Origin of the sequence: Pelagihabitans pacificus (genome assembly GCF_009371985.2) — a bacterium.
GTDB classification, from domain to species: Bacteria; Bacteroidota; Bacteroidia; order Flavobacteriales; family Flavobacteriaceae; genus Pelagihabitans; species Pelagihabitans pacificus.
In genome coordinates this window covers 38,003-60,668 of record NZ_VIKU02000010.1, presented here as the reverse complement: position 1 = coordinate 60,668, position 22,666 = coordinate 38,003, and the positions used below count along the sequence as shown (strand labels likewise).

The following is a 22,666-nucleotide window of genomic DNA, read 5'->3' as shown; positions in this document are numbered from 1 at the left end:
AATAGCGCAGCGGACTTGGCCCTTAGGCACCCCATAATAATGTTTCTTTAAAGGGTAACCAGTGCGCTACCGAATTCGAATCATTTGGTCGAGAACCTAAAGGTGGTCGTAGTTTTATATTTTCCACCTGGATTTAGAATTACCGATGGGAAATCGGTCTGATTGGGAGAATCCGGATAATGTTGCGTCTCCAAACAGAGGCCGCTTCTTTTCACGTAAGTACCCCCGTTCGGCCTTGGCAGCGTGCCATCCAAAAAGTTACCGCTGTAAAACTGTAGTCCAGGTTCGGTAGTGCCCACCTTCAGGACTCTTCCACTTTTCGGATCGAACAAGGTCGCTACTTCCCGTATACCATCCCCTTGATTATCAAGTACCCAGCAATGGTCATATCCCAAACCATTTTTTAATTGATTGTCATCTTTGTCGATATCCCGGCCTATTGTTTTAGCGGTGGTAAAGTCGAAGGGCGTACCCTCGACCTTTGCCAATTCGCCGGTAGGAATCAGGGTTTCGTCTACAGGAAGGTAGCTACCTGCGTTTAATTGTAGTTCATGGTCCAATATGGTCGTTGAAAAGTCACCGGATAAATTGAAATAAGAATGCTGGGTCAGATTTACAATCGTTTTTTTGTCGGTCGTAGCCTCGTACTGTACGGTCAAGGTATTTTCGTTGTCAAGGGCATAGGTAACCGTGATATCTAAATTCCCAGGAAAACCCTCTTCCATATCCTTACTTAGATACGTGAGTTTAAGTACCGCTTGATCCTTTCCGATAGATGCAGCTGCCGTCCAAACCACTTTGTCATATCCCTTATAGCCACCATGCAGACTGTTCTTGCCATTATTGGCCGCAAGTCGATATTCTTTACCGTCCAACAAAAATTTGGCATTGGCGATACGGTTCCCATAACGCCCTACCAGTGCGCCAAAAAAGGGGTTGCCCTCCAGATATTGCCCAAGGGAATCAAGGTTCAATACCACATTCGCAAAATTTCCATTTCTATCGGGAACGGCCAAATAAGTAATCCTACCACCGTAGGTAATTATTTTTACGGTCATTCCCGTGGTGTTGGTAAGGGTATACTGCTCTACGTTCTCACCTTCCGGTGTTGTACCATAATCACTTTTTGAAATGGTAATGCTTGCATTCGATTTGGTGACTTCCGCCTTCGTTTCTTGACCACACATGGCACCCGGGGCGAAGGTGATAAAGAAGACGACTAAATTACCAAGATTCAAGAAGCTCATTTTTGGTGTTTCATACAATTAATTTCCCTTTTGGAGAGTCGTACCTCATTCCCGTTATCTCAGTCTCTCTTTGGAAAAACCAAACTATCGGCCGGGTACGTTCGTTTTAAATATTCCATTTGGGCCTTTGCCCAATCGGTAATCATCGTGCGTTGTTCATCGGTGAGGTTGGCTTTCGGATGTAACCCAAAGTAGGTGTAGGAAGCCAGTGGCATCTCACCTTCATCGACCATTTCGATAATTTCATCAAACTTGTGGTTTTGTACATAAAGTGGTCTGTTGGTAAACTCGGAAAAGTTGAGATGTTTTTTTCCATCTTGAACATGATGATCCAACCACCAGGCTACCGGCTGCACGTTGGCGTACCACGGGTATTCGGTTTTGTTCGTATGACAATCATTACAGGATACCTGTAGCAGGTTATTGACATCGGCCGGTACGTTATACTTCTTTGCCATGTCGTAGGTGAGGTCGTTGGACTCATTTTTGTCCGGCTTGATGAATTGGATAACCACTAAGATAAGTAGCAACCCGATTAAGAGTTTTTTTAGCATGATTAGCAGGGTTGTGTTAGGTTAACATTGGTTCCATGGATTCGATGCATATGGTTATATTTATATTTTGTAATACTTCGTCTAAGATAATACCCTTTCAATTGAAACCAAAAGTAAAATCATAGGTATTGTCTTCGAAATCAAACAATCCGGTCTCAAACCAGGAAGTGGATGTGGTGAATGTCCCTTTTTTCATCCCGAACCGTGAGTGAACAAGTATTGCTGGTCATGGGTTTCAAATGGTCGATAAAATCGGTGATTGACAAAAAATGATCGCAATCTATATTACTTTTTCCAGACTTTTCCACCGGTATACTTGGTCAAAATAATCCCTCAGCTGGTAGGGTATCGTTCATGGACATTTGGGTCGATACCCGTTTGCTGCCTGGAGCAGGTGTTCGCCCTTTGATACCAACAGGTTGCCCACTTTCCGCCTTAAGATGGCGATACTAGTCCTAGAGCTCCGCATAGGAGGGTCTTACGACCATTATCCCAAGAAATTTGCTTTGAAAACAGCACCCTGCCAAAGGGAATATATTCCTATATTCGAGGCATAGTCAAAATCCGGATGCTTCATTTGATAGAAATAATCGAGGATTCCAAAATCCCTAAGTACAAGCAAATTGTGCATTCGGTGCTTACTGCTTTGGGCAACGGTCAAATTAAAGTGAACGACAGACTGCCTTCTGTCAATGAATTGCTGATTACCTTCGATATCTCGAGGGATACCATCGTTAAGGCTTATGACCACCTGAAGGGAATGAAATTGATCGACTCCGTACCCGGAAAAGGCTACTACGTCAAAAACGACGATTTGAAACTAAAGGCAAAGGTGTTCTTGCTCTTCAATAAATTAAGTGCACATAAAAAAATTATCTACGATGCGTTCGCAAGCGAACTGGGCAATGACGTAACCATCGACTTTTTTATTTACGACAATAATTACCGACAGTTCAAGAACCTCATCCTGGCCAGCAAGTCCAGGGAGTATACCCATTATGCCATCATCTGCCATTTTGAGGAAGGCGGTGAGGATTTGGTAGACTTCGTGCAAGACAACATTCCACTGGACAAATTGTTGGTATTAGACAAGAAAGTGAGTCAATTGGGAAGCAGTGTTTCCAGCGTTTATCAGGATTTCGAGGGAAATATCCATGCATCCCTAAAGGAATTGAATCCGCAACTGAGAAAATATAGGAGGGTAAAACTACTTCGACGCAAGCACACCTACCATCCTCTTGAAATCAAAAAAGGGTTTGTTAAATTTTGTAACGAATATGCCTATGATTTCGAGGTCTTTGAAGATATCGCAAAGGAAAAAATAACGCCCCTCACCGCCTATATTACGCTCACTGAGAACGATTTGGTCGACCTTATTAAAAAAATAAAGGATGCGGATCTAACCTTGGGAAAGAATGTGGGTATTATCTCTTACAATGATACCCCTTTAAAGGAAATTGTGCTAGACGGCATTACCGTGATTTCAACCGATTTTGCCCAGTTGGGCAAGCAAGCGGCCCAATTGATTTTGAACAACGAAAAACGACAGTTCGACAATCCTTTTTACGTAATTCCCAGAAAATCGCTCTGATTCTTTTTGAGCCACTTACCATGTTTCCTGATTTTCCGGCGCCAAAATCGAATAGCAGAACGGTGCAGAACACTTTTTACCGATCCAAGTAATACCTTTGGACGAAAGACTTCAAAATAAGCAATGAAAACAAAAAGCTTTAAACATGTCAACTATTTGTGGGATAGGCAAAAAGCAGCGGACATGGGCGATGATCAAGTAGCGCTTTTTCTGTACCGCTCCAATATCCTTGGGGCCGATCTGCGAATTACCAATTACGGCGGCGGAAACACCAGTTGTAAAACCATTGAAAAAGACCCTTTGACCAATAGGGAAGTGGAAGTGATGTGGATCAAAGGTTCCGGTGGTGATATTGGTACCCTGACCAAGGCCGGTATAGCCGGCTTGTATACCAATCGACTAAGAGACCTTAAAAAAGTATATCAGGGCCTTCATGATGAAGACCGGATGGTGGGCCTATTCAACCATTGCATTTACGACTTGGATAGTAAAGCCCCTTCCATCGACACCCCTTTGCACGGATTGCTTCCTTTTAAGCATATCGACCACTTGCATCCCGATGCACTCATCGCGGTGGCGGCGGCTAAAGACAGTGAAAAGGTAACCCAAGAAATTTGGGGCGATACCATGGGTTGGGTACCTTGGCAGCGTCCTGGTTTTGATTTAGGGCTCCAGTTGGAAAAATGCCTGAAGGAAAACCCTGGTATACGGGGGATTGTACTTGGAAGCCATGGTCTGTTCACCTGGGGAGACACTTCCTACGAATGCTATGTCAATAGTTTGGAGGTCATCGAGATGGCCTCGGAATTCATCGAAAAGAAAATCAAAGGGAAGAAACGAATTTTCGGCGGACAAAAAGTCGCATCGTTGCCAGAAAAGGAACGAAAGGAAAAAGCCGCGCGATTAATGCCTTTGTTACGGGGATTGTGTTCTTCAGAAGCGCGAATGATCGGCCATTTTACCGACACCGATGTGGTCATGCAATACATTAACAGCCACGATTTGGAACGTTTGGCCCCGATGGGGACCTCCTGCCCAGACCACTTTTTAAGAACTAAAATACAGCCGTTGGTTCTTCGACTCGATTCGGATCAAAACCTATCGGATACCGAAGCCATCCTTCAAAAACTAAGGCCTGATTTCGTACAATACCGGGCAGCGTACAAAGGGTACTATGAAACCTGCAAGCGCGCCAATAGTCCTGCCATGCGCGACTCCAATCCGGTCATCATTATCTATCCGGGAGTGGGGATGTTCAGCTTTGCCAAGAACAAGCAGACCGCCCGGGTTGCAAGTGAATTCTATATCAACGCCATCAATGTCATGCGGGGGGCCGAAGCCATCTCGGAATATACCTCGCTTCCCCGACAAGAAGCTTTTGATATCGAATATTGGTTGTTGGAGGAAGCCAAGCTGCAGCGAATGCCCAAGGAAAAACCACTATCCAGAAAAGTGGCCCTGGTGACCGGTGCAGGCGGTGGTATCGGAAAAGCCATTGCCGATAAATTAGCCTCCGAAGGTGCCAATATAGTCCTCACCGATATCGTCGAAGATCGCTTGGAGGAAGCAGTCGACACTTACGCCCCGGATATTGCAAGTTATGCTGTTTGCGACGTCACCAAAAAGGAATCGATTTCCGAGGCTTTTAAAAAAGCCTGTTTGCAGTTCGGTGGAGTCGATATCGTAGTCCACAGCGCCGGTCTCGCGATTTCCAAACCCTTGGAAGAAACCACGGAAAAAGACTGGGATATTCTTCAAGACGTTTTGGTCAAAGGTCAGTTTGAACTCGCAAAACAAGCGGTTGCCATCATGCGGGCACAAGGTTTAGGAGGTGATATCATTTCCATCGCCAGTAAAAATGGCTTGGTCTCGGGACCCAACAATGTGGGTTACGGTACCGCCAAGGCAGCCCAACAGCACATGGCCCGCTTATTGGCTGCCGAGTTGGGAAAGGACAGGATACGCGTGAACACGGTTAACCCCGATGGCGTGATCATAGGCAGTAAAATCTGGGAGGGTGAATGGGCAGAGGGACGCGCCAAAGCCTATGGTATTGCCGTTGAGGAACTCCCGTCATTCTACGCAAAGCGAAATCTGTTGAACGAGATAATATATCCGGAAGACATAGCGAACGGTGTTTTCGCCTGTGTCGCTATTTTGGAAAAAACCACGGGTAATATCATCAATGTTGACGGGGGCATGGCGAATGCCTTTGTCAGATAAAACAATTTCATTAGTTTAGAAACTGTTCACGTTCATTGGTCCGTGGGCATTTACAGCAATCATTCAAATGAGACTGAATAGCGAGCGTATACAGGAACAGAATAAAAAGTCCCTAAGCGACCACGAATCACAATTTGATTTCTTGGCAAACAACCTCACTCGGCAAGATATCAACGTAGCGGATCTGGTGCAGCAGCTCTGCGACTTCCAAGTAGCCATTCCAAGTTGGGCGTTGGGAGCGGGCGGAACCCGTTTTGGCCGGTTTTCTTATCCAGGGGAACCCTCCAGTTTGGAACAAAAACTGGATGACGTAGGGATCTTGCACGCCCTCACCCAAACCGCTGGGGCCATCTCCCTGCATATACCCTGGGATATTCCAGAGGATTACTCGGCAATTAAAGAAAGGGCCGCGTCCCATGGCCTCGTTTTCGATGCGGTAAATTCCAATACCTTCCAAGACCAAAAAACCCATGCCGAAAGCTACAAGTACGGTTCATTGAGCAATACCGAGAAAGCCGTTCGGGAACAGGCCATCCAACACAATATTGAAGTAATCGAAATCGGTAAGCGTCTCGGTTCCAAAAGCGTAACCGTTTGGTTGGCGGATGGTAGCAACTTTCCCGGACAGAATAATTTTCAGACATCGCTTCAGTATACCGAAGACAGCCTGAAGCGAATTTATTCCCATTTGCCCGAGGACTGGAAACTCTTTATCGAGTACAAACCCTACGAGCCAAATTTCTACAGCACCGTTATACAGGATTGGGGCACCTCCTTTATGCTCGCCAATGCCTGTGGAGAGAAAGCGTATACCCTAGTAGATTTGGGACATCACCTGCCCAATACCAATATCGAACAAATCGTTTCCATTCTCATGCTCAAAGGCAAATTGGGCGGTTTCCATTTTAACGATAGTAAGTATGGGGATGACGATAGCACGGTGGGAAGCGTCAAACCCTACGCCCTTTTCTTGATTTTCAATGAATTGGTGTACGGCATGAACAACAATCCACAAAACCCCTACCCCTCCTGGATGATCGATGCAAGCCACAATATTAAAGATCCGCTGGAAGATTTGATGCAATCCCTAGAGGCCATTCAAGAAGCCTATGCAAAGGCCTTGTTGGTAGACCAGAAAGCGCTCCGTGAAGCACAGGAAGCACATGATGTGGTTGGTTGTCAAGAAATGCTACAGGCAGCCTATCGCACCGACATAAGGCCGTTACTACAAAAAACGAGACTGAAAGCAGGAGGCGCTTTGTACCCGCTGCAGGCCTATCGCGACCTGAAAATCAGAAAAACCTTGGTCGATGAGCGAGGTACGGAATCCGTAGCCACTGGATTATAGAGATACCATGAAAAAAGTAACCGCCGTATTCGATATTGGAAAAACGAACAAAAAGTTCTTTCTTTTTGACGACACGTTCCAGGAAGTATATCGGGAATACGCCTCGTTCGAGCCCATCGAGGATGAAGACGGATTTATAACGGAAGATCTCAAGGCCGTACAAAGATGGCTGCGAAGTGTTATTAACCGCGTTCTACAAGAAAGAACATACGATGTTAGGGCCGTAAACTTTTCTACCTATGGTGCCAGTTTGGTACACTTGGACGGGAAAGGGGAAGTGCTTACCCCCCTGTATAACTACACCAAACCGCTTGAAGAAGGTATAAAGCAATCTTTTTTTGGGCAATACGGTCCCGAAGAAACCTTTACCCAGAATACCGGAGCTCCCTACTTGGGCATGCTCAATTCAGGAATGCAACTGTATTGGTTGAAACAAAACAGACCGGCAATCTTTAAAAAGATTCGCTATTCGTTACACCTTCCGCAATATATCAGTTACCTTTTTACCGGGATACCCTTAAGTGAATATACCAGTATCGGCTGCCATACGGCCCTATGGGATTTCGGAAAGCAAGACTACCACGAATGGATTTATAAGGAAGGCTTACATAGCCTGTTTCCTCCGATTGTTTCCGCCCGGACGAGTATCCATAAAGTCTATAAGGGCAAGCGCATCCGATTCGGGACGGGTATCCATGACAGCTCTGCCGCCCTCTTGCCTTATATACGCAGCATCAAGAAAAAGTTTCTATTGGTTTCCACGGGAACTTGGAGTATTACCATGAATCCTTTTTCCCAAGAATCCCTACAACAGACGAGCATTAAAGATGATTGTATTGATTTCCTAGGTGTCGATGGCAAGCCGGTGCGCGCGACCCGCCTTTTTTTAGGAAACGAATACACCATTCAGGTAGCTAAGCTTTCCGAACACTTCCATCTTTCAAAGGACTATCACAAAAAAGTGCGGTTTGATGAGGCCATCTATGCCAACATCGCTAAGGGGCTGCAGCCCTCGTTCAAATGGGAAGTGCTGGCCACCGATACCATGCCGGTAGCTACCGACATTCGCTATGACTCCTTCGAGGAGGCATACCATCATTTAATGGTGAAACTTGTACAGCTTCAGGTAAAAAGTATCAAAATGGCACAGGGCCATACTAAAATTAAAAGGTTGTATGTCGACGGAGGATTTAGCAACAACGATTGTTTTATAAAACTGCTCTCGCGTTATTTGGGCGACATGAAAGTGCAAACTACCGACGCATCCCTCGGTTCCGCCCTTGGTGCCGCGATGGTTATATCGGATAAAAGACTGGATCGAAAATTCCTCAAAAAGCACTACAGTCTTAAAAAACACCTACCTTTTATCACTAAATAATTTGCTATGGCACCCCCATTCAATACCGCTTATCCTTCTGTTGATGACCTAAGAGACAAGGCACGATTACGTATCCCGCGATTTGCCTTTGAATATCTCGATGGGGGTTGCAACGAGGATGTGAGCCTTGCGCGAAATACCGCTGAGATACGAAAAGTGCAGTTACAACCCCGATATCTTCGGAATCGCGGTACCAGTTCGACCAAGACCAAAATCCTGGGAATGGAGTTCGATGCCCCTTTTGGCATCGCCCCGGTGGGCCTCCAGGGATTGATGTGGCCCAACTCCCCTGCGATCTTGGCAAAGGCGGCCTTTAAACATAATATTCCTTTTATCCTGAGTACGGTAACGACCATGGATATCGAAAAGGCCAGCGAAATCACCGAAGGAAACGCTTGGTTCCAATTGTACAATCCCGTAGATGATGTTATTCGTGATTCCATTATCGACCGTGCCTCGGCGGCCGGTTGTCCGGTATTGGTATTGCTTTGCGATGTACCCACTTTTGGATTTCGCCCGAGGGACTTTAAAAATGGCTTGGCGTTACCACCAAAAATGTCCGTTTCCAACATCCTCCAAATTTTGGGGAAACCTACTTGGGCATTTCATACCTTAAAGTACGGTCAACCTACCTTCGAGACCCTCAAGCCTTACACACCGGAAGGATTGAACCTTAGACAGCTCGGCGCTTTTATGGACAAAACCTTTTCAGGACGCCTAAACGAGGAAAAAATAAAACCCATACGGGATAAATGGAAAGGAAAACTGGTCCTAAAAGGCGTCGCCTCGGAGCAAGATACCCAAGATGCGATTCGAATGGGGTTTGATGGTATAATCCTCTCCAACCATGGTGGCCGCCAGTTGGATGCAGCCCAATCGACCATTGGCACCCTTCAAGAGGTGGCCGGCCCCTACGGTAATCAAATCGAAATTATGATTGACAGTGGGCTCCGATCAGGTCCGGATGTTGCAAGGGCGATAGCGAGCGGCGCCAAATTCACTTTTATGGGACGTTCTTTTATGTACGGTGTCGGGGCCTTGGGAACCCAAGGAGGTGACCATACCATCGGTATGTTAAAGACACAGTTCAAACAAGTAATGGACCAACTCTGTTGTGAACGGGTCGAAGACCTACCGAATCATTTGATATAACCACCGACCATTATGGGCCAGTATAACATTGATGAAGAAATAGAGGAACTTGCAGGCGGTGAGTTCGAACGGGAACGGGTTCCCCCATCAAAACTAAAAAGTTGGAAAAGCTTTTTGGGGATGTATGCCGGGGAGCATGCCGCAGGAACCGAGTTTACCATCGGCCCCCTATTCCTGACCGCCGGTGTAAGTGCCTTTGATTTGATCATTGGGTTGTTGTTGGGCAATCTCATGGCCGTACTTAGCTGGCGATTCCTTACGGCAGAGATTGCGGTGAAACATCGGTTGACCCTCTATTATCAATTAGAAAAAATATGTGGGAGAAAACTGGTCGTCGGCTATAATTTGGCCAACGGCATCCTCTTTTGCTTTCTGGCAGGGGCTATGATTACGGTTTCGGCGACGGCCGTGGGGATTCCTTTTGATATGGAAATGCCGAAACTGACCGATACCCTACCCAACGGACCTACCTTTATCCTGGTAGTGCTCGCAGTGGGAGCTGTTATTTCCTTAGTAGCCTCCAAGGGTTATGACACTGTTTCAAAAGCAGCGAATTGGATGTCTCCCCTGATTGTTTTGGCCTTTTTGGCTTGCGGTATCGTCGCGCTGAACCAACTCGGCGTAAAAAGCTTTTCCGATTTTTGGAACATTTGGGGCTCGGGGTCCGATCCCTTTCCCGGACAAATTAAATATACCTTCTGGCATGTGGTCATCTGGTCTTGGTTCGCCAATGCCGCCATGCATATCGGCATGTCGGACCTTTCGGTTTTCCGGTTTGCAAAAAAAGCCAGTTCCGGGTGGACGACCGCAGCGGGAATGTATATTGGCCATTACATGGCATGGATTGCAGCGGCCCTACTGTACGCGGTGTACTTAAAATCCCCCGAGGCCCAGGCATTTTTGTCCAACGGTGAAGCCCCCCCGGTTGCTCCGGGACCTTTGGCCGATAACGCCATCGGCCTTTTTGGAATCATTGCAGTGGTGCTTGCGGGCTGGACAACCGCCAACCCGACCATTTACCGGGCCGGACTCGCCTTTCAGGCGATTATCCCCAAGGCGTCTACCTTCTGGGTAACGATTCTTGCGGGAACCGTGGCCACGGTGGCGGGACTATTCCCAGCCTTTGCGATGAAATTGTTGGACTTTGTGGCGCTCTACGGATTCATTTTGGCTCCTGTTGGTGCCGTCATCGTGTTCGAGCATTTTTTTCACGAACGGGCAGGTATCGTACGGAATTACGCCGAGATTGCACAGATCAATTACAATAAGTCGGTACTGTGGGCATGGGCCATCAGTTTTGGGCTTTTTTATTTTATCTCCATACGGTTCGAAGTGTTTTTATCCTTCGTGACGCTTCCGGCCTGGGTACTTTGCGGCATCTTGTTCTTGATATTTAGTAAGTTTTTACAAAGAAGGCCGCTCGGCACTTCGACCTGAGGACGGCCAACTACCTCCAACCACTGCAACCTCAGGTTCCTGATGGATTTGAATAGCGTTCAAATGCAATAGCGAGTGTTTTCTTTGCAATACCAAGGAAGTCGACTAACTTTAACGTTAAATACCAGTCGATGAAGAATACTATTTCCGAAAGGGTGGCGGATTTTCTCAAGGACTTTCCTCCTTTTAACGAGCTTCATGAAAAAGACCTTGAAAAGCTTTCCACCGAAATTTCCATTGTTTATAAGGAAAAGGACAGTCTGGTATTCCAAGAGGAAGAGGTGCCCCATACCTGCTTTTACGTAGTCCATAAAGGAGCGGTTCTGCTGCGGAAAAGGCCGGACAAAACGATTGTCGACCTGTGCGATGAAGGGGATATTTTTGGCCTGCGGCCACTGATGGCAAACGAAAACTACAAAATGGAGGCTGTGGCCTACGAGGAAAGCATTCTGTATGCGATTCCCATAAATGCGTTTAAACCACTGACCCAAACCTACGAAGAAGTAGGGAATTTCTTGATCGAGAGTTTTGCGTCGAACACGAGAAATCCCTATGCAAATAGGCATCAAGGTAACTTATATGGTGAAAAGGAAAATAGGAACACGGAAGCCCATCCGATGCTTTTCGATTTACAACCCATTGCCTATTCAAAAAAAATCGTCTCCTGCTCACCGGAAACGGATATCAAATCGATTGCCAGGAAGATGACCAAGAAAAAGGTGGGTGCCATGCTCGTAGTGGAGCGACAGCTACCCGTTGGGATCATTACCGATAAGGACCTCCGCAACAAGATTGCCACCGGTCTTTTTCCCATTACGGCGCCAGCGAGCAGCATCATGAGCTCCCCGGTCATTACCTATCCCAAAAAGATGACCATCGCGCAGACCCAGATGGCTATGATGAAGAGCAATATCAGCCATCTGTGCCTCACCCAGGATGGCACCCCGAATACCGAGGCGGTGGGCATCCTTTCCAAACACGATTTGATGCTGGAGCTGGGGAACAACCCAGCCGTATTGCTAAAAGCGATCAAAAGGGTACGGAAAATCAAAAAGCTAAAGCCCATTCGATTTCGGGTAACCCAATTACTCAAAGGATATCTGGACCAAAATATTCCGCTCACACTGATCCTGAAAATTATCTCGGAACTCAACGACGCCTCTGCCAAACAGGTGATACTCTTGGCGCTGAAAAAAATGGACGCACCTCCACCGGTCAAATTTGCTTGGCTAGCAATGGGAAGTCAAGGGAGAAGTGAACAATTGTTGCATACCGATCAGGACAATGCGATCATTTTTGAAGATGTTCCCCAGGAACGACTTTCGGAGACCAAGGACTATTTTTTGAACTTGGCAAGATTGGTGACCGAGGGATTGAGGGATATCGGATATGACTATTGTCCGGCGGAGATGATGGCCTCCAATCCACACTGGTGCCTTTCCCTTACGGAATGGAAAGACCGCGTTTTGCATTGGATCGTGAATCCGGGACCTGACGAAGTGCTGCTTTCCTCTATTTTTTTTGATTATAACCTCACTTATGGCGATCGTACTCTTGTGGAGCAACTGACCCAACACATATTTGCAAGTACCGGGAAATATCCCATTTTTTTTCTTCACTTGGCCAGTGGTGCATTGCAGAGTCCGTCACCGACCGGCTTTTTTAGACAGTTTTTGGTGGAGGAGGATGGGGCCCATAAGGACTTTTTCGACCTTAAGAGAAGAGCGTTGATGCCATTGGTCGACGCAGCAAGGGTTTTGGTACTATCACATCAAATAAAATCCATTAATAGCACCGCGGAGCGATTTGAAAAACTGGCCGAGCTCGAACCGAAGCAGAGGGAATTTTTCCTCTCCTGTTCCTATGCGGTCAAGGCATTGCTCAAATTTAGAACAAAACAAGGCTTGTTACATAATGATTCGGGGCGTTTCATTGCCTTGGACCGCCTGAATAAGGAAGAAAAAATGAAGCTAAAGAGAACCTTTAAGACCATTCGGGAATTGCAAGAGCTCGTTCGGGTGCGTTTTCAGGTATCAAATCTGCTGGGCTGATGAATCCGTTCAAAAAGAAAAGGCATTACCCCGAATTTTGGGAAACGTATGAAACAACGTTCGGGAAGCGGCTATCGGAGCGATTGGAGGAAGTCCGTTTTGTCGTGTTGGATACCGAAACCACCGGATTCGATTACGACAATGACCGCATCTTATCGATTGGAGCGTTGACCATCCTGAACAATACCATTGCCGTCGATCAAACTTTTGAGGTCTACTTGGAGCAGCACTTTTACCATGCCGCCAATGTGGAAATCCATGGAATTTTACGGGATGAGGCCCAGGAACGTATCACCGAATTAGAGGCGTTACAACGTTTTCTGTGCTATGTAGGCAATGCGGTCATAGTCGCCCACCATACCGCATTCGATATCACAATGATCAACCGGGCACTTAAAAGACACGGACTACCGAAACTAAGGAATAAGCTGATCGATACGGCGGTACTCTATAAGCGCACCTTGATTCAATCACCGCTTTTACAGCAAAAGGAACATTATACCTTGGACGAGCTTGCCGACAAGTTCGACATCTCCAAAAGAGATCGTCATACCGCCTTGGGCGATGCCTATATTACGGCCTTGGCCTTCCTCAAAATATTGGGTAAAATTAATGGAAAGAAGGACCTAACGCTCAAAAGATTATTGCGTTAGCGTATCGCCCCGGTACGGCTTTTCAGATAATCGAGCACATTGTGTTCGATTCGCTCCTGAATATTGCTGATATCGGCCTTGACAAAAGTTTCCCCAGTAATATTCTCGTATAATTCGATGTACCGTTCCGATACCGTTTCGATGTAGGTGTCGGACATTTCCGGGACCTGTTGGCCCTCTAGGCCTTGAAAGCCCTTGCTGATCAGCCACTGCCGAACGAATTCCTTCGATAATTGCTTCTGGGACTCCCCTTTATCTTGTCGCTCTTGATAACCCTCCGCATAAAAATAACGGGACGAATCGGGGGTATGTATTTCATCGATCAGTACGATTTTTCCATCTTTCGTCTTTCCAAATTCATATTTGGTATCGACCAGTATCAGTCCTCTCCCAGCCGCAATCTCTGTTCCCCTTTGAAAAAGGGCCGTCGTATAATTCTCCAGCACTTCATAGTCTTTTGGGGAAACAATACCTCTTTCTAAAAGCGCCTCTTTGGAAATATCCTCATCATGGTCGCCCTTCTCGGCCTTGGTAGCAGGCGTAATAATCGGTTCCGGAAAGGGATCGTTCTCCTGCATCCCATCGGGCATCGACACACCACAAAGTATCCTCTTTCCCGCCCTGTATTCCCTGGCGGCATGCCCTGACAGATAGCCGCGTATGACCATTTCTACCTTGAAAGGCTCACAAGCATGTCCTACTGCCACATTGGGGTCGGGTGTCGCCAACAACCAATTGGGCACAATATCCGCTGTCGCGGCCATCATTTTCGTTGCAATTTGGTTCAGAATCTGACCTTTATAAGGGATACCTTTGGGCATTACTACATCAAAAGCCGATAGACGGTCGGTAGCGACCATTACCAGCAAATCATTTTCCAAAGCATAGACTTCCCGCACTTTGCCTTTATATACACTTTGTTGTCCAGGGAAATTAAAATTGGTATCCGTAATGGTGTTTTTCATAGTGGTCTTGGCTTCAGGGGATAGCGATTGCGTGCTGTTATGGTTACTGTTTTATTGGATTATTCCGATGGCATTTTTGCAAGCTTAAGGTGTTGGCCATATTCCGAACTGGCACTTTCCTTGCTTTTTCGCTCCCATCAATTTCAGAACCTTTGTGGTTTCGACTCCGCTTGACAAACACCACTTCATTTTTGTAGGTCTTGTTTCCAATTCCATATTCCGAACCTAGTTCTGATGTTCTATATTTTTATAGGCATCGATTACCTTCTTGACCAGTTTATGGCGGATTACGTCCTTATCGTCTAAATAAATCATTGATATACCTTCCACATCCTTAAGTACCAACAAGGCTTCCTTCAGTCCGGAAATCACCCTTCTAGGCAAATCGATTTGACCGGGATCCCCGGTTATAATGAATTTGGCACTTTTGCCCATACGGGTCAAAAACATCTTCATTTGTGCATGGGTAGTATTCTGTGCTTCGTCAAGAATTACAAAGGCATGGTCCAGGGTCCGTCCTCTCATAAAGGCCAAGGGGGCTATTTGGATGGTGCCATTCTCTATAAAATGCATCAACTTCTCACCAGGGATCATATCCCGTAGGGCATCGTATAGGGGCTGCATATAGGGGTCCAATTTCTCCTTTAAATCGCCTGGTAGGAATCCCAGGTTCTCCCCGGCCTCAACGGCCGGTCGGGTCAAAATAATCCGTTTTACCTGCTTTTCTTTTAGGGCCTTGACTGCAAGGGCCACCCCGGTATAGGTTTTGCCGGTACCCGCAGGACCGATGGCAAAGACCATATCGTTCTTCATACTGGCATCGACCAATTTGCGTTGATTCACGGTCTGTGCCTTGATGAGTTTTCCATTCACCCCATGAACGAGCGTTTCCCCGCTGTTTTCGGGTGTGTCATAGTCTGAAGCCACATTACTCGTAAGCACCCTTTCTATCACATTTTCATCGAGTTTGTTATACTTGATAAAGTGGGCCGTCATCATATCGAAACGGCGCTCGAATTCCTCCAAAAGTTCTTCGTCGCCATAGACCTTGATCTTGCTTCCACGCGCCACAATTTTCAGCTTTGGAAAATACTTTTTTAGCAAGTCGATATTTTGGTTTCGTTGTCCAAAAAAATCTCTCGGACTAATCTCGGTAAGCTCTAGGATAAGTTCGTTCAAAAAATATAGTTGTTTTTAGGGTTGAGGCAAAAAGATAAATTTTAGAAGGCTGTTTTTTTGTTATAATTTTACCATTGATTATACCGGACAAACATAAGTAAAAAATTAGTTCGGTATTCCAAAAACATATCAACATTGCTGCATGGCAATCATTACGTTAACTACAGATTTTGGGCTGAAAGACCATTTCGTAGGTGCTTTAAAAGGGAGTATTTACAAAGAGCTAGCCGACGCCAAGATTGTTGATATTTCACATGGTATAAGTCCGTTCAACATTCATGAATGCGCCTACATCCTCAAAAACGCCTACCAAAACTTTCCCGAGGGTACCATTCACATTGTTGGGGTCGATGCCGAACCTACTCCGGAAAACCAGCATATAGCCGTTCTGGTCGACGGCCACTACTTCATCACCGCCAATACAGGGGTTATTGGGCTCATTACGTCAGAAGTCAATCCTGAAAAGGTGGTGCATATCAATATTCCCAATCCAGAGCACGGTTCATTTCCCGTTATGGATGTTTTTGTGAAAGTGGCCTGTCATTTGGCCCGCGGTGGCACTTTGGAAGTAGTGGGCAAAGTATTCAATGAGCTTAAGCAGCTAAAAGAGTACACCCCTACGGTCACCGATAACGGTAACAAAATCGTCGGAAGCGTGGTCTATATCGATAACTACGGCAATGTGGTCACGAATATTCACAAGAATTTTTTCGATGCCTACAGAAAAGGAAGGGATTTCGAGCTGAACGCACGTACCACTAAAATAAAAAAGATCTATCATCGATATAGCGATATTATCAATTTTAACCTCGATAGGAACAACCGACGGGGTGCCGGGGACCTTTTGGCACTTTTTAATTCATCGAACTATATAGAACTGGCCATTTATAAAAGCGATTTGAACACGGTAGGTGGCGCTTCTACCTTATTGGGACTAGACTATCGGGATATGGTTACCATAAACTTTCTTTAAATGCTGGTACGAATCGTAAAAATGACCTTCAAAAAGGAAAATATCGCTAGTTTTGGCCAACTGTTCGAGACACATAAATATGACATACGGGGTTTTGAGGGATGCGAGTTGCTGGAACTCTATCAAGACACCAAGAATCCTTCAGTATTCTTTACCTATAGCTATTGGGAAAATGAGGGATGTTTGGAGAACTATCGAAAGTCGTCTCTTTTCAAATCGGTATGGGGCAAGACCAAGCTGTTGTTTGCCGAACGCCCCGAAGCCTGGAGTGTGAACAAAATAGTAACCTTAAACTAAATTGATGCATGTTGGCCATATTTAAACGGGAGATACAATCGTTCTTTACTTCGCCCATCGGCTATTTGGTCATTGCCCTGTTTTTAACACTTAACGGATTGTTCCTTTGGGTCTTTCGAGGGCCTTTCAATATATTCGACTATGGTTTCGCCGATTTGGGCAACTTCTTCTTACTGGCACCATGGGTCTTCCTGTTTTTGATACCGGCGATAACGATGAAGAGTTTTTCAGAGGAGAAAAAACTAGGTACCTTGGAATTGTTGTTTAGCAAGCCCATAGGCCTTTGGCAGACTGTTTTGGGAAAGTTTCTGGGCACCTTCGTTTTGGCCTTGATCGCGCTCGCACCAACGCTGTTGTATGTGTATAGCGTTTCGAACTTGGGTACAACCGTAGGTAATTTGGACATGGGGCTGGTGATAGGTTCCTACTTTGGCACCATTTTTTTGGTTGCCTGCTACACCGCCATAGGAGTGTTCGCATCTACCCTTTCCGAAAATCAAATTGTCGCCTTTGTGCTGGCAATTCTGTTATGTTTGGCCCTTTACTATGGTTTTGAAGGACTGTCTTCCCTTGTAAGTGAAGGTGAAACATCGGTTTTTATCGAAAATCTGGGTATGCGTGCGCATTTTGACAATATCGCGCGTGGGGTGTTGGATACAAGAGACCTTATTTATTTCATTTCGCTGGCAGGGTTCTTTCTCTTTTTAACCGTTGTTCAACTGAAAAATACGAACCGGCGATGAAGCATAAACTCCTGACCTTTTTAAAAGCCCTCGTCATATTGATCATCGTCAATCTAGTGGCTAATTTTCTATATACCCGTTTTGATTTGACCGAAGATGGTCGCTATACCCTTTCAAAACCTGCGGTCAATTCAGTAGCCTCTTTTGAGAGCCCGGTGATTGTCGATGTACTGTTAGAGGGAAACCTACCGCCCGAATTCATCAAACTAAAGAATGAGGTACGACAGATTCTAGAAGAATTCGCTTCCGAAAACAACAACATTAAATATAGCTTTGTCGACCCTTTGGAAGGTGTCGAACAAATCGACGGCACCATCGTAGAACTGCAAAGCCTAGGGCTGACCCCCACTAGGGTAACGGTTAACGATAACAGCAAGATCTCCCAGGAAATCATCTTCCCTTGGGCCATGGTGAATTACAATAATACCACTATCAAGGTTCCTTTGCTCAAGAACAAACAAGGGGAAACCACCGAAGAACGGGTAAACAATTCCGTACAACACCTCGAGTACGCCTTCGCCGACGCCTTTACCAAAAGCGCTATAAAAGAAAAGAAACGAATTGCCGTCATCAAAGGCAACGGGGAATTAGACGATATCTACCTGGCTGATTTCCTTACGACCATTCGGGACTATTACAATATCGGTGCGATTACCTTGGATTCGGTGCAAAGCAGTCCGCAAAAGACGCTGGACCAGCTAAACGGCTACGACCTGGCCTTGATCGCCAAACCGACAGAAGTCTTTACCGATGGGGAAAAATACGTCCTGGACCAGTTTATCATGCACGGTGGGAAGTCGGTTTGGCTCATTGACCAGGTCAATATGGAAATCGACAGCCTGTTCAATGAGAACGGAACTGCGCTCGCCCTGCCGAGAAATTTGAACTTAAAGGATTTCTTTTTTCAATATGGTGTTCGTTTGAACCCCGACCTCATCAATGATATGTATTTTACGCAAATCGTATTGGCCACGGGGGAAGGCAATGCCTCACAATACGAACCGGTACCTTGGCTGTACAATCCCATGGTGCGATCCGGGGACGACCACCCCATCAACAACAATTTGGAAGCGATACGATTTCAGTTTTCGGGCTCTATCGATACCTTGTCCAATGCCTATTCAAAAACCGTATTACTACAGAGTTCTCCCCTGTCGAAAACAGATAATGCACCAAGACAGATTAGTCTGGACATGATCAACCAACCACCTCAAAAAGAATTGTTCAACAATGGCAACCAGCCTATGGCGGTTTTAATCGAAGGGGATTTCAATTCGGCCTTTCGCAATCGGGTCAAACCCGTAAAACTGTCTAAAGATTTGGAAAAAGGGCCCGCAAATAAAATGTTGGTCATTTCCGATGGGGATGTCATCAAAAATCAAGTTCGCAACGGTAGACCCTTAGAGCTGGGATATGATAAATGGACGAGCAATTATTACGGTAACAAGGAATTTTTGGTGAACGCCATCAATTATATGCTGGACGATAATGGACTTATAAACATTCGTAACAAGAAAGTCAGCATTCCTTTTCTGGACAGTAATAAAATCGCAGCCGAAAAAACCAAATGGCAGCTACTAAACATCGTACTACCAGTGGTCTTGACCCTCATTTTCGGTCTGGGTTTCAACTATTGGAGAAAACGGAAATACGGTATGTAGATGTTAATAAGTTTGTTTCGGTAAAAACCACAATTAAAATATCTTTGTTTGTCTTGATTTTTTGAAGAATCGCTCTTTTTCGGAACGATTTTATTTGACTCGATAGACCGCAACTTGAAATAAACAACTGGCAAATGAAATTTATAGTATCCAGCACCTATCTTTTAAAACAGCTTCAGGTTTTGGGCGGTGTCATTAACAACAGCAACACCCTCCCCATTTTGGATAATTTTTTATTCGATTTAAACAAAAACAAGTTAACGGTTTCGGCTTCCGATCTGGAAACTACTATTAGTTCTGTACTAAATGTCGATTCGGACAATGAAGGTGTCATTGCCGTACCCGCAAGACTGCTTTTGGAGACCTTGAAAACCTTCCCTGAACAACCCTTGACCTTCGTGGTTGAAGACAACAATACGGTCGAAATAAGCTCGAACCACGGTAAATACGCCTTGGCCTATGCCGACGGGGCCGAATTTCCAAAGGCAGTGGAATTGGCTAATCCCAGTTCCACTATCGTATTAGGGGATATTTTGGCTACCGCAATCAACAAGACTATTTTTGCAGCTGGTAACGATGACTTGCGACCCGTAATGAGCGGGGTGTTCTTTCAATTCTCACCAGAGAGTCTAACCTTTGTGGCGACCGATGCACATAAACTTGTAAAATACCAACGAAACGATGTGAGTGCCTCTCAAGTAGCAGAATTCATCATGCCCAAAAAACCACTGACGCTTTTAAAGGGAATTCTTGCGGGTAGTGAATCGGAAGTTACGATCGAGTACAACGATAGCAACGCCAAGTTTACTTTCGACGACACCGAGCTCATCTGTCGCTTGATCGATGGCAAGTATCCCAACTACGAAGCGGTGATCCCGAAGGAAAACCCGAACAAACTAACGATTTCCAGAAATCAGTTTTTGAGCTCTGTTAGAAGGGTTTCCATTTTCTCCAACAAGACCACCCACCAGATACGGCTTAAAATCGCAGGGGCGGAGCTGAATATTTCCGCCGAGGATATCGATTACAGCAACAAGGCCGAAGAACGCTTGACTTGCTCGTATTTAGGGGATGACATGCAAATCGGTTTCAACTCCCGCTTTTTGACGGAAATGTTGACCAACCTTAATTCTGACGAGGTTTCCCTGGAAATGAGCCTGCCCAATCGGGCCGGAATCCTTACCCCTATTGACGGACTTGATGAAGGGGAACACGTGACCATGCTGGTCATGCCGGTAATGTTGAATAATTAGTATTTATCCCGACGAAAGGGCGACACTCAAGAAATTACCATTTTTGTCGGTTTGGATCGATTTGTCTTATAAGAATTAACTCGTTTCTACACTATTGTACTGAACGTAAATTTCCAGTTCCGATTTTTGATAAACTTTTAGAATCTACCTTTTTTATACGCTGCCAGATAAGTCTTACACACTTCGGTTGTACTTATGACGCCCCCTGTCCAATAGATGGTGTCTTCTCTTCAGAAAAAGATTCCTATGCCCGAAAATCCTGTGATTCATCGATATTTGATACTGTAACTCATTGTTTTTCATATATTTACTATACCATTCCCCTATAACCATTAAATAATTGTAATTATGAAAAACATTACCAAACTAGTGCTAGTAACTAGTCTACTATTTTTCTCTTGCGAGGTGGAAAAAATCAGCGAACAAGAGTCGATCGAAGCCGTAGCCGGGAAGGCAAAGAAAAACAAAACCAAAGGTCCTGAAATTCTCAAAGAGTGTCTAGTGATCAACGCCGACCGGTGTGGCTATAGCGACTATGCTGCATCCAGTTTTTGGTGGCCTAAAGAAGGTGAAGGTGGGCCGGAAGGGCTTTTTTCGGTGAGTGATGAATACCAAATGACCTACACCGAATATGATGATGGCACCATTAACATCAAGGGTGATACAGAGCTCAACGGCTGCGTGGCAAACATCGACCTTTGGTTAAAGGATAAAAAGAATCTAGAAGAGTGGAACGCCGGTGGCGGACTCTTTAAGGATGAAATTGAATTCCTTAGCTGTTCGGAGGTCATTGCCGAATTGTTGAACTATTATATAGTAGACGAATTACGAAGCAGTATGACCGCCTCCGGATGTGGAGAACGGGACGGGGCTTATACTATTACCCACAGACCGGCAGATCAGCTTTACGCCTTTCAAGTTGGTCCTGGAGGTGCCTTGTTTGATGTAGGTGACGACTTTGGGGTCAGCGGATGGGCTTTTGCCATTCACAATGAAACCGGTAAATCCCACATCTTGGATTTTAACTTTACTACGAAATGCGAAACCGGAGCTGGTTGCGAAACCGCCTTCGCTAGAGGAAACGATGGCCAAACCTGCTTTATAGGAAACGGTTTTAACCGTTGGGGATGGACCATAGGCCCATTGGCGGAAGGAGATTATACATACGAAGTGTATGCAGGCGCCGGACAATGTGATACCAACAAAGGGGAACTGGTAGGAACTGTGGATGTTAGCTATGCAAACGGTGAAGTCGATGTGGTCTATAACATCGATGCCGCTTATGATGTTGAGGAAACACATACGTACGCAGGTACGGAAATGTTCCCAACCGATAAAAAAGGAAAGCTCACCGTGGCTCCTGGGCAATATAGTATTGCCGATGACCTATCAGGCGAAATTTATGTAATCGCCCATGCAGTAGTCTGTCAGGACTAGGACACTCATAGTAAGAACCAGTTAAACAAATGGGCCCAACAGTGTTGGGCCCATTTTAATTTTTTGTTAAGCGATAGATAGGTTATGAAACAAAACGAATTGTCATGAAGTAACTCGGACGTTCACCATTACCTGCTTTTACGGCATTTACGATTGGAAGTATAAAGACGATGATACCGATAAAAATCAAGCTTAAAATTCCCAGGCCGAACAATAGGATGGCCGGTATGCTCAAAATGGTGAACAATAGCATGCTCAGCTGAAAGTTTACAATAGCCTTTCCATGTTCATCCATTCCAGCCACGGAGTCTTTTGAGGTCAACCAGATAAACAGCGGTACGATGAGTCCGCCAAATCCTGTGACATACGTTAATAATTGTGAGAGATGCGCGATGACCAATAATTGGTTATCGGTTCTGAGCGCAGTGTTTGTTTTTTGATTGATGAGTTCCATTTTTCTGTTAATTTTTCGGGGTTACTACCTATACGACGTGATTTGCCCCGAAATGTTACAAAAAATGGAG

19 protein-coding genes are annotated in these 22,666 nt (G+C 45.5%); 14 read left to right on the top strand and 5 right to left on the bottom strand.

Annotation, left to right across the window (positions count from 1 at the left end; translation table 11 throughout):
* Positions 1-80: 80 nt before the first annotated feature.
* A complete protein-coding gene (locus FK220_RS19645; protein ID WP_152576070.1) occupies positions 81-1,247 on the bottom strand; it encodes an aldose epimerase family protein in 1,167 nt (388 codons plus the stop codon).
* 59 nt (positions 1,248-1,306) lie between these two features.
* Positions 1,307-1,801, bottom strand: coding sequence for a heme-binding domain-containing protein (locus FK220_RS19640; RefSeq protein WP_152576069.1), 495 nt, complete (start codon positions 1,799-1,801; stop codon positions 1,307-1,309).
* Positions 1,802-2,369: 568 nt separating this feature from the next.
* On the opposite strand from FK220_RS19640, the gene FK220_RS19635 reads away from it, so the two are divergent.
* The 8 genes from FK220_RS19635 (at position 2,370) to FK220_RS19600 (ending at position 13,634) form a co-directional block, all read left to right on the top strand.
* A complete protein-coding gene (locus FK220_RS19635; RefSeq protein ID WP_152576068.1) occupies positions 2,370-3,392 on the top strand; it encodes a GntR family transcriptional regulator in 1,023 nt (340 codons plus the stop codon).
* Positions 3,393-3,515: 123 nt separating this feature from the next.
* Complete coding sequence (locus tag FK220_RS19630) at positions 3,516-5,615, top strand: bifunctional aldolase/short-chain dehydrogenase (protein ID WP_152576067.1); 2,100 nt, start codon at positions 3,516-3,518, stop codon at positions 5,613-5,615.
* Positions 5,616-5,682: 67 nt separating this feature from the next.
* Complete coding sequence (locus FK220_RS19625) at positions 5,683-6,963, top strand: TIM barrel protein (protein WP_152576066.1); 1,281 nt, start codon at positions 5,683-5,685, stop codon at positions 6,961-6,963.
* A 7-nt stretch (positions 6,964-6,970) separates the two neighbouring features.
* The gene (locus FK220_RS19620) at positions 6,971-8,341 is read left to right on the top strand and encodes an FGGY-family carbohydrate kinase (RefSeq protein WP_152576065.1); all 1,371 of its coding nucleotides are present in this window, start codon (positions 6,971-6,973) and stop codon (positions 8,339-8,341) included.
* A gap of 6 nt (positions 8,342-8,347) precedes the next feature.
* The gene (locus FK220_RS19615; protein ID WP_152576064.1) at positions 8,348-9,493 is read left to right on the top strand and encodes an alpha-hydroxy acid oxidase; all 1,146 of its coding nucleotides are present in this window, start codon (positions 8,348-8,350) and stop codon (positions 9,491-9,493) included.
* A 12-nt stretch (positions 9,494-9,505) separates the two neighbouring features.
* On the top strand, positions 9,506-10,930 hold the full coding sequence (locus FK220_RS19610) for a purine-cytosine permease family protein (protein WP_152576063.1): 1,425 nt from the start codon (positions 9,506-9,508) through the stop codon (positions 10,928-10,930).
* Positions 10,931-11,061: 131 nt separating this feature from the next.
* Positions 11,062-12,981 (top strand): DUF294 nucleotidyltransferase-like domain-containing protein, encoded by a 1,920-nt coding sequence (locus FK220_RS19605; RefSeq protein ID WP_152576062.1) that lies wholly within the window; start codon positions 11,062-11,064, stop codon positions 12,979-12,981.
* The gene (locus FK220_RS19600) at positions 12,981-13,634 is read left to right on the top strand and encodes a 3'-5' exonuclease (RefSeq protein ID WP_152576061.1); all 654 of its coding nucleotides are present in this window, start codon (positions 12,981-12,983) and stop codon (positions 13,632-13,634) included. The genes FK220_RS19605 and FK220_RS19600 overlap by 1 nt, the downstream gene beginning before the upstream one ends.
* Here FK220_RS19600 and FK220_RS19595 read toward each other — a convergent pair.
* Together FK220_RS19595 and FK220_RS19590 are read right to left on the bottom strand one after the other, a co-directional pair.
* Entirely contained in the window at positions 13,631-14,599 is a 969-nt protein-coding gene (locus FK220_RS19595; RefSeq protein WP_152576060.1) for a phosphoribosylaminoimidazolesuccinocarboxamide synthase, read from the bottom strand. The genes FK220_RS19600 and FK220_RS19595 overlap by 4 nt on opposite strands.
* Before the next feature lie 225 nt (positions 14,600-14,824).
* Entirely contained in the window at positions 14,825-15,778 is a 954-nt protein-coding gene (locus FK220_RS19590; RefSeq protein WP_152576059.1) for a PhoH family protein, read from the bottom strand.
* A 142-nt stretch (positions 15,779-15,920) separates the two neighbouring features.
* Here FK220_RS19590 and FK220_RS19585 point away from each other — a divergent pair, with 142 nt between their 5' ends.
* From FK220_RS19585 to FK220_RS19560, 6 genes are all read left to right on the top strand, one after another.
* Complete coding sequence (locus FK220_RS19585) at positions 15,921-16,751, top strand: SAM hydrolase/SAM-dependent halogenase family protein (RefSeq protein WP_152576058.1); 831 nt, start codon at positions 15,921-15,923, stop codon at positions 16,749-16,751.
* Entirely contained in the window at positions 16,752-17,048 is a 297-nt protein-coding gene (locus FK220_RS19580; protein ID WP_152576057.1) for a putative quinol monooxygenase, read from the top strand. It begins immediately after the preceding gene.
* 8 nt (positions 17,049-17,056) lie between these two features.
* Positions 17,057-17,791, top strand: a complete 735-nt coding sequence (gldF, locus tag FK220_RS19575) for a gliding motility-associated ABC transporter permease subunit GldF (protein ID WP_152576056.1) — start codon at positions 17,057-17,059, stop codon at positions 17,789-17,791.
* Positions 17,788-19,452 (top strand): gliding motility-associated ABC transporter substrate-binding protein GldG, encoded by a 1,665-nt coding sequence (gene gldG / locus FK220_RS19570; RefSeq protein ID WP_152576055.1) that lies wholly within the window; start codon positions 17,788-17,790, stop codon positions 19,450-19,452. The genes gldF and gldG overlap by 4 nt, the downstream gene beginning before the upstream one ends.
* A gap of 134 nt (positions 19,453-19,586) precedes the next feature.
* The gene (gene dnaN, locus FK220_RS19565) at positions 19,587-20,705 is read left to right on the top strand and encodes a DNA polymerase III subunit beta (protein ID WP_152576054.1); all 1,119 of its coding nucleotides are present in this window, start codon (positions 19,587-19,589) and stop codon (positions 20,703-20,705) included.
* Positions 20,706-21,053: 348 nt separating this feature from the next.
* Positions 21,054-22,142, top strand: coding sequence for a hypothetical protein (locus tag FK220_RS19560; RefSeq protein WP_152576053.1), 1,089 nt, complete (start codon positions 21,054-21,056; stop codon positions 22,140-22,142).
* Between the two features lie 82 nt (positions 22,143-22,224).
* Here FK220_RS19560 and FK220_RS19555 read toward each other — a convergent pair whose 3' ends face one another.
* The gene (locus FK220_RS19555; RefSeq protein WP_152576052.1) at positions 22,225-22,596 is read right to left on the bottom strand and encodes a DUF4870 domain-containing protein; all 372 of its coding nucleotides are present in this window, start codon (positions 22,594-22,596) and stop codon (positions 22,225-22,227) included.
* Positions 22,597-22,666: the final 70 nt, after the last annotated feature.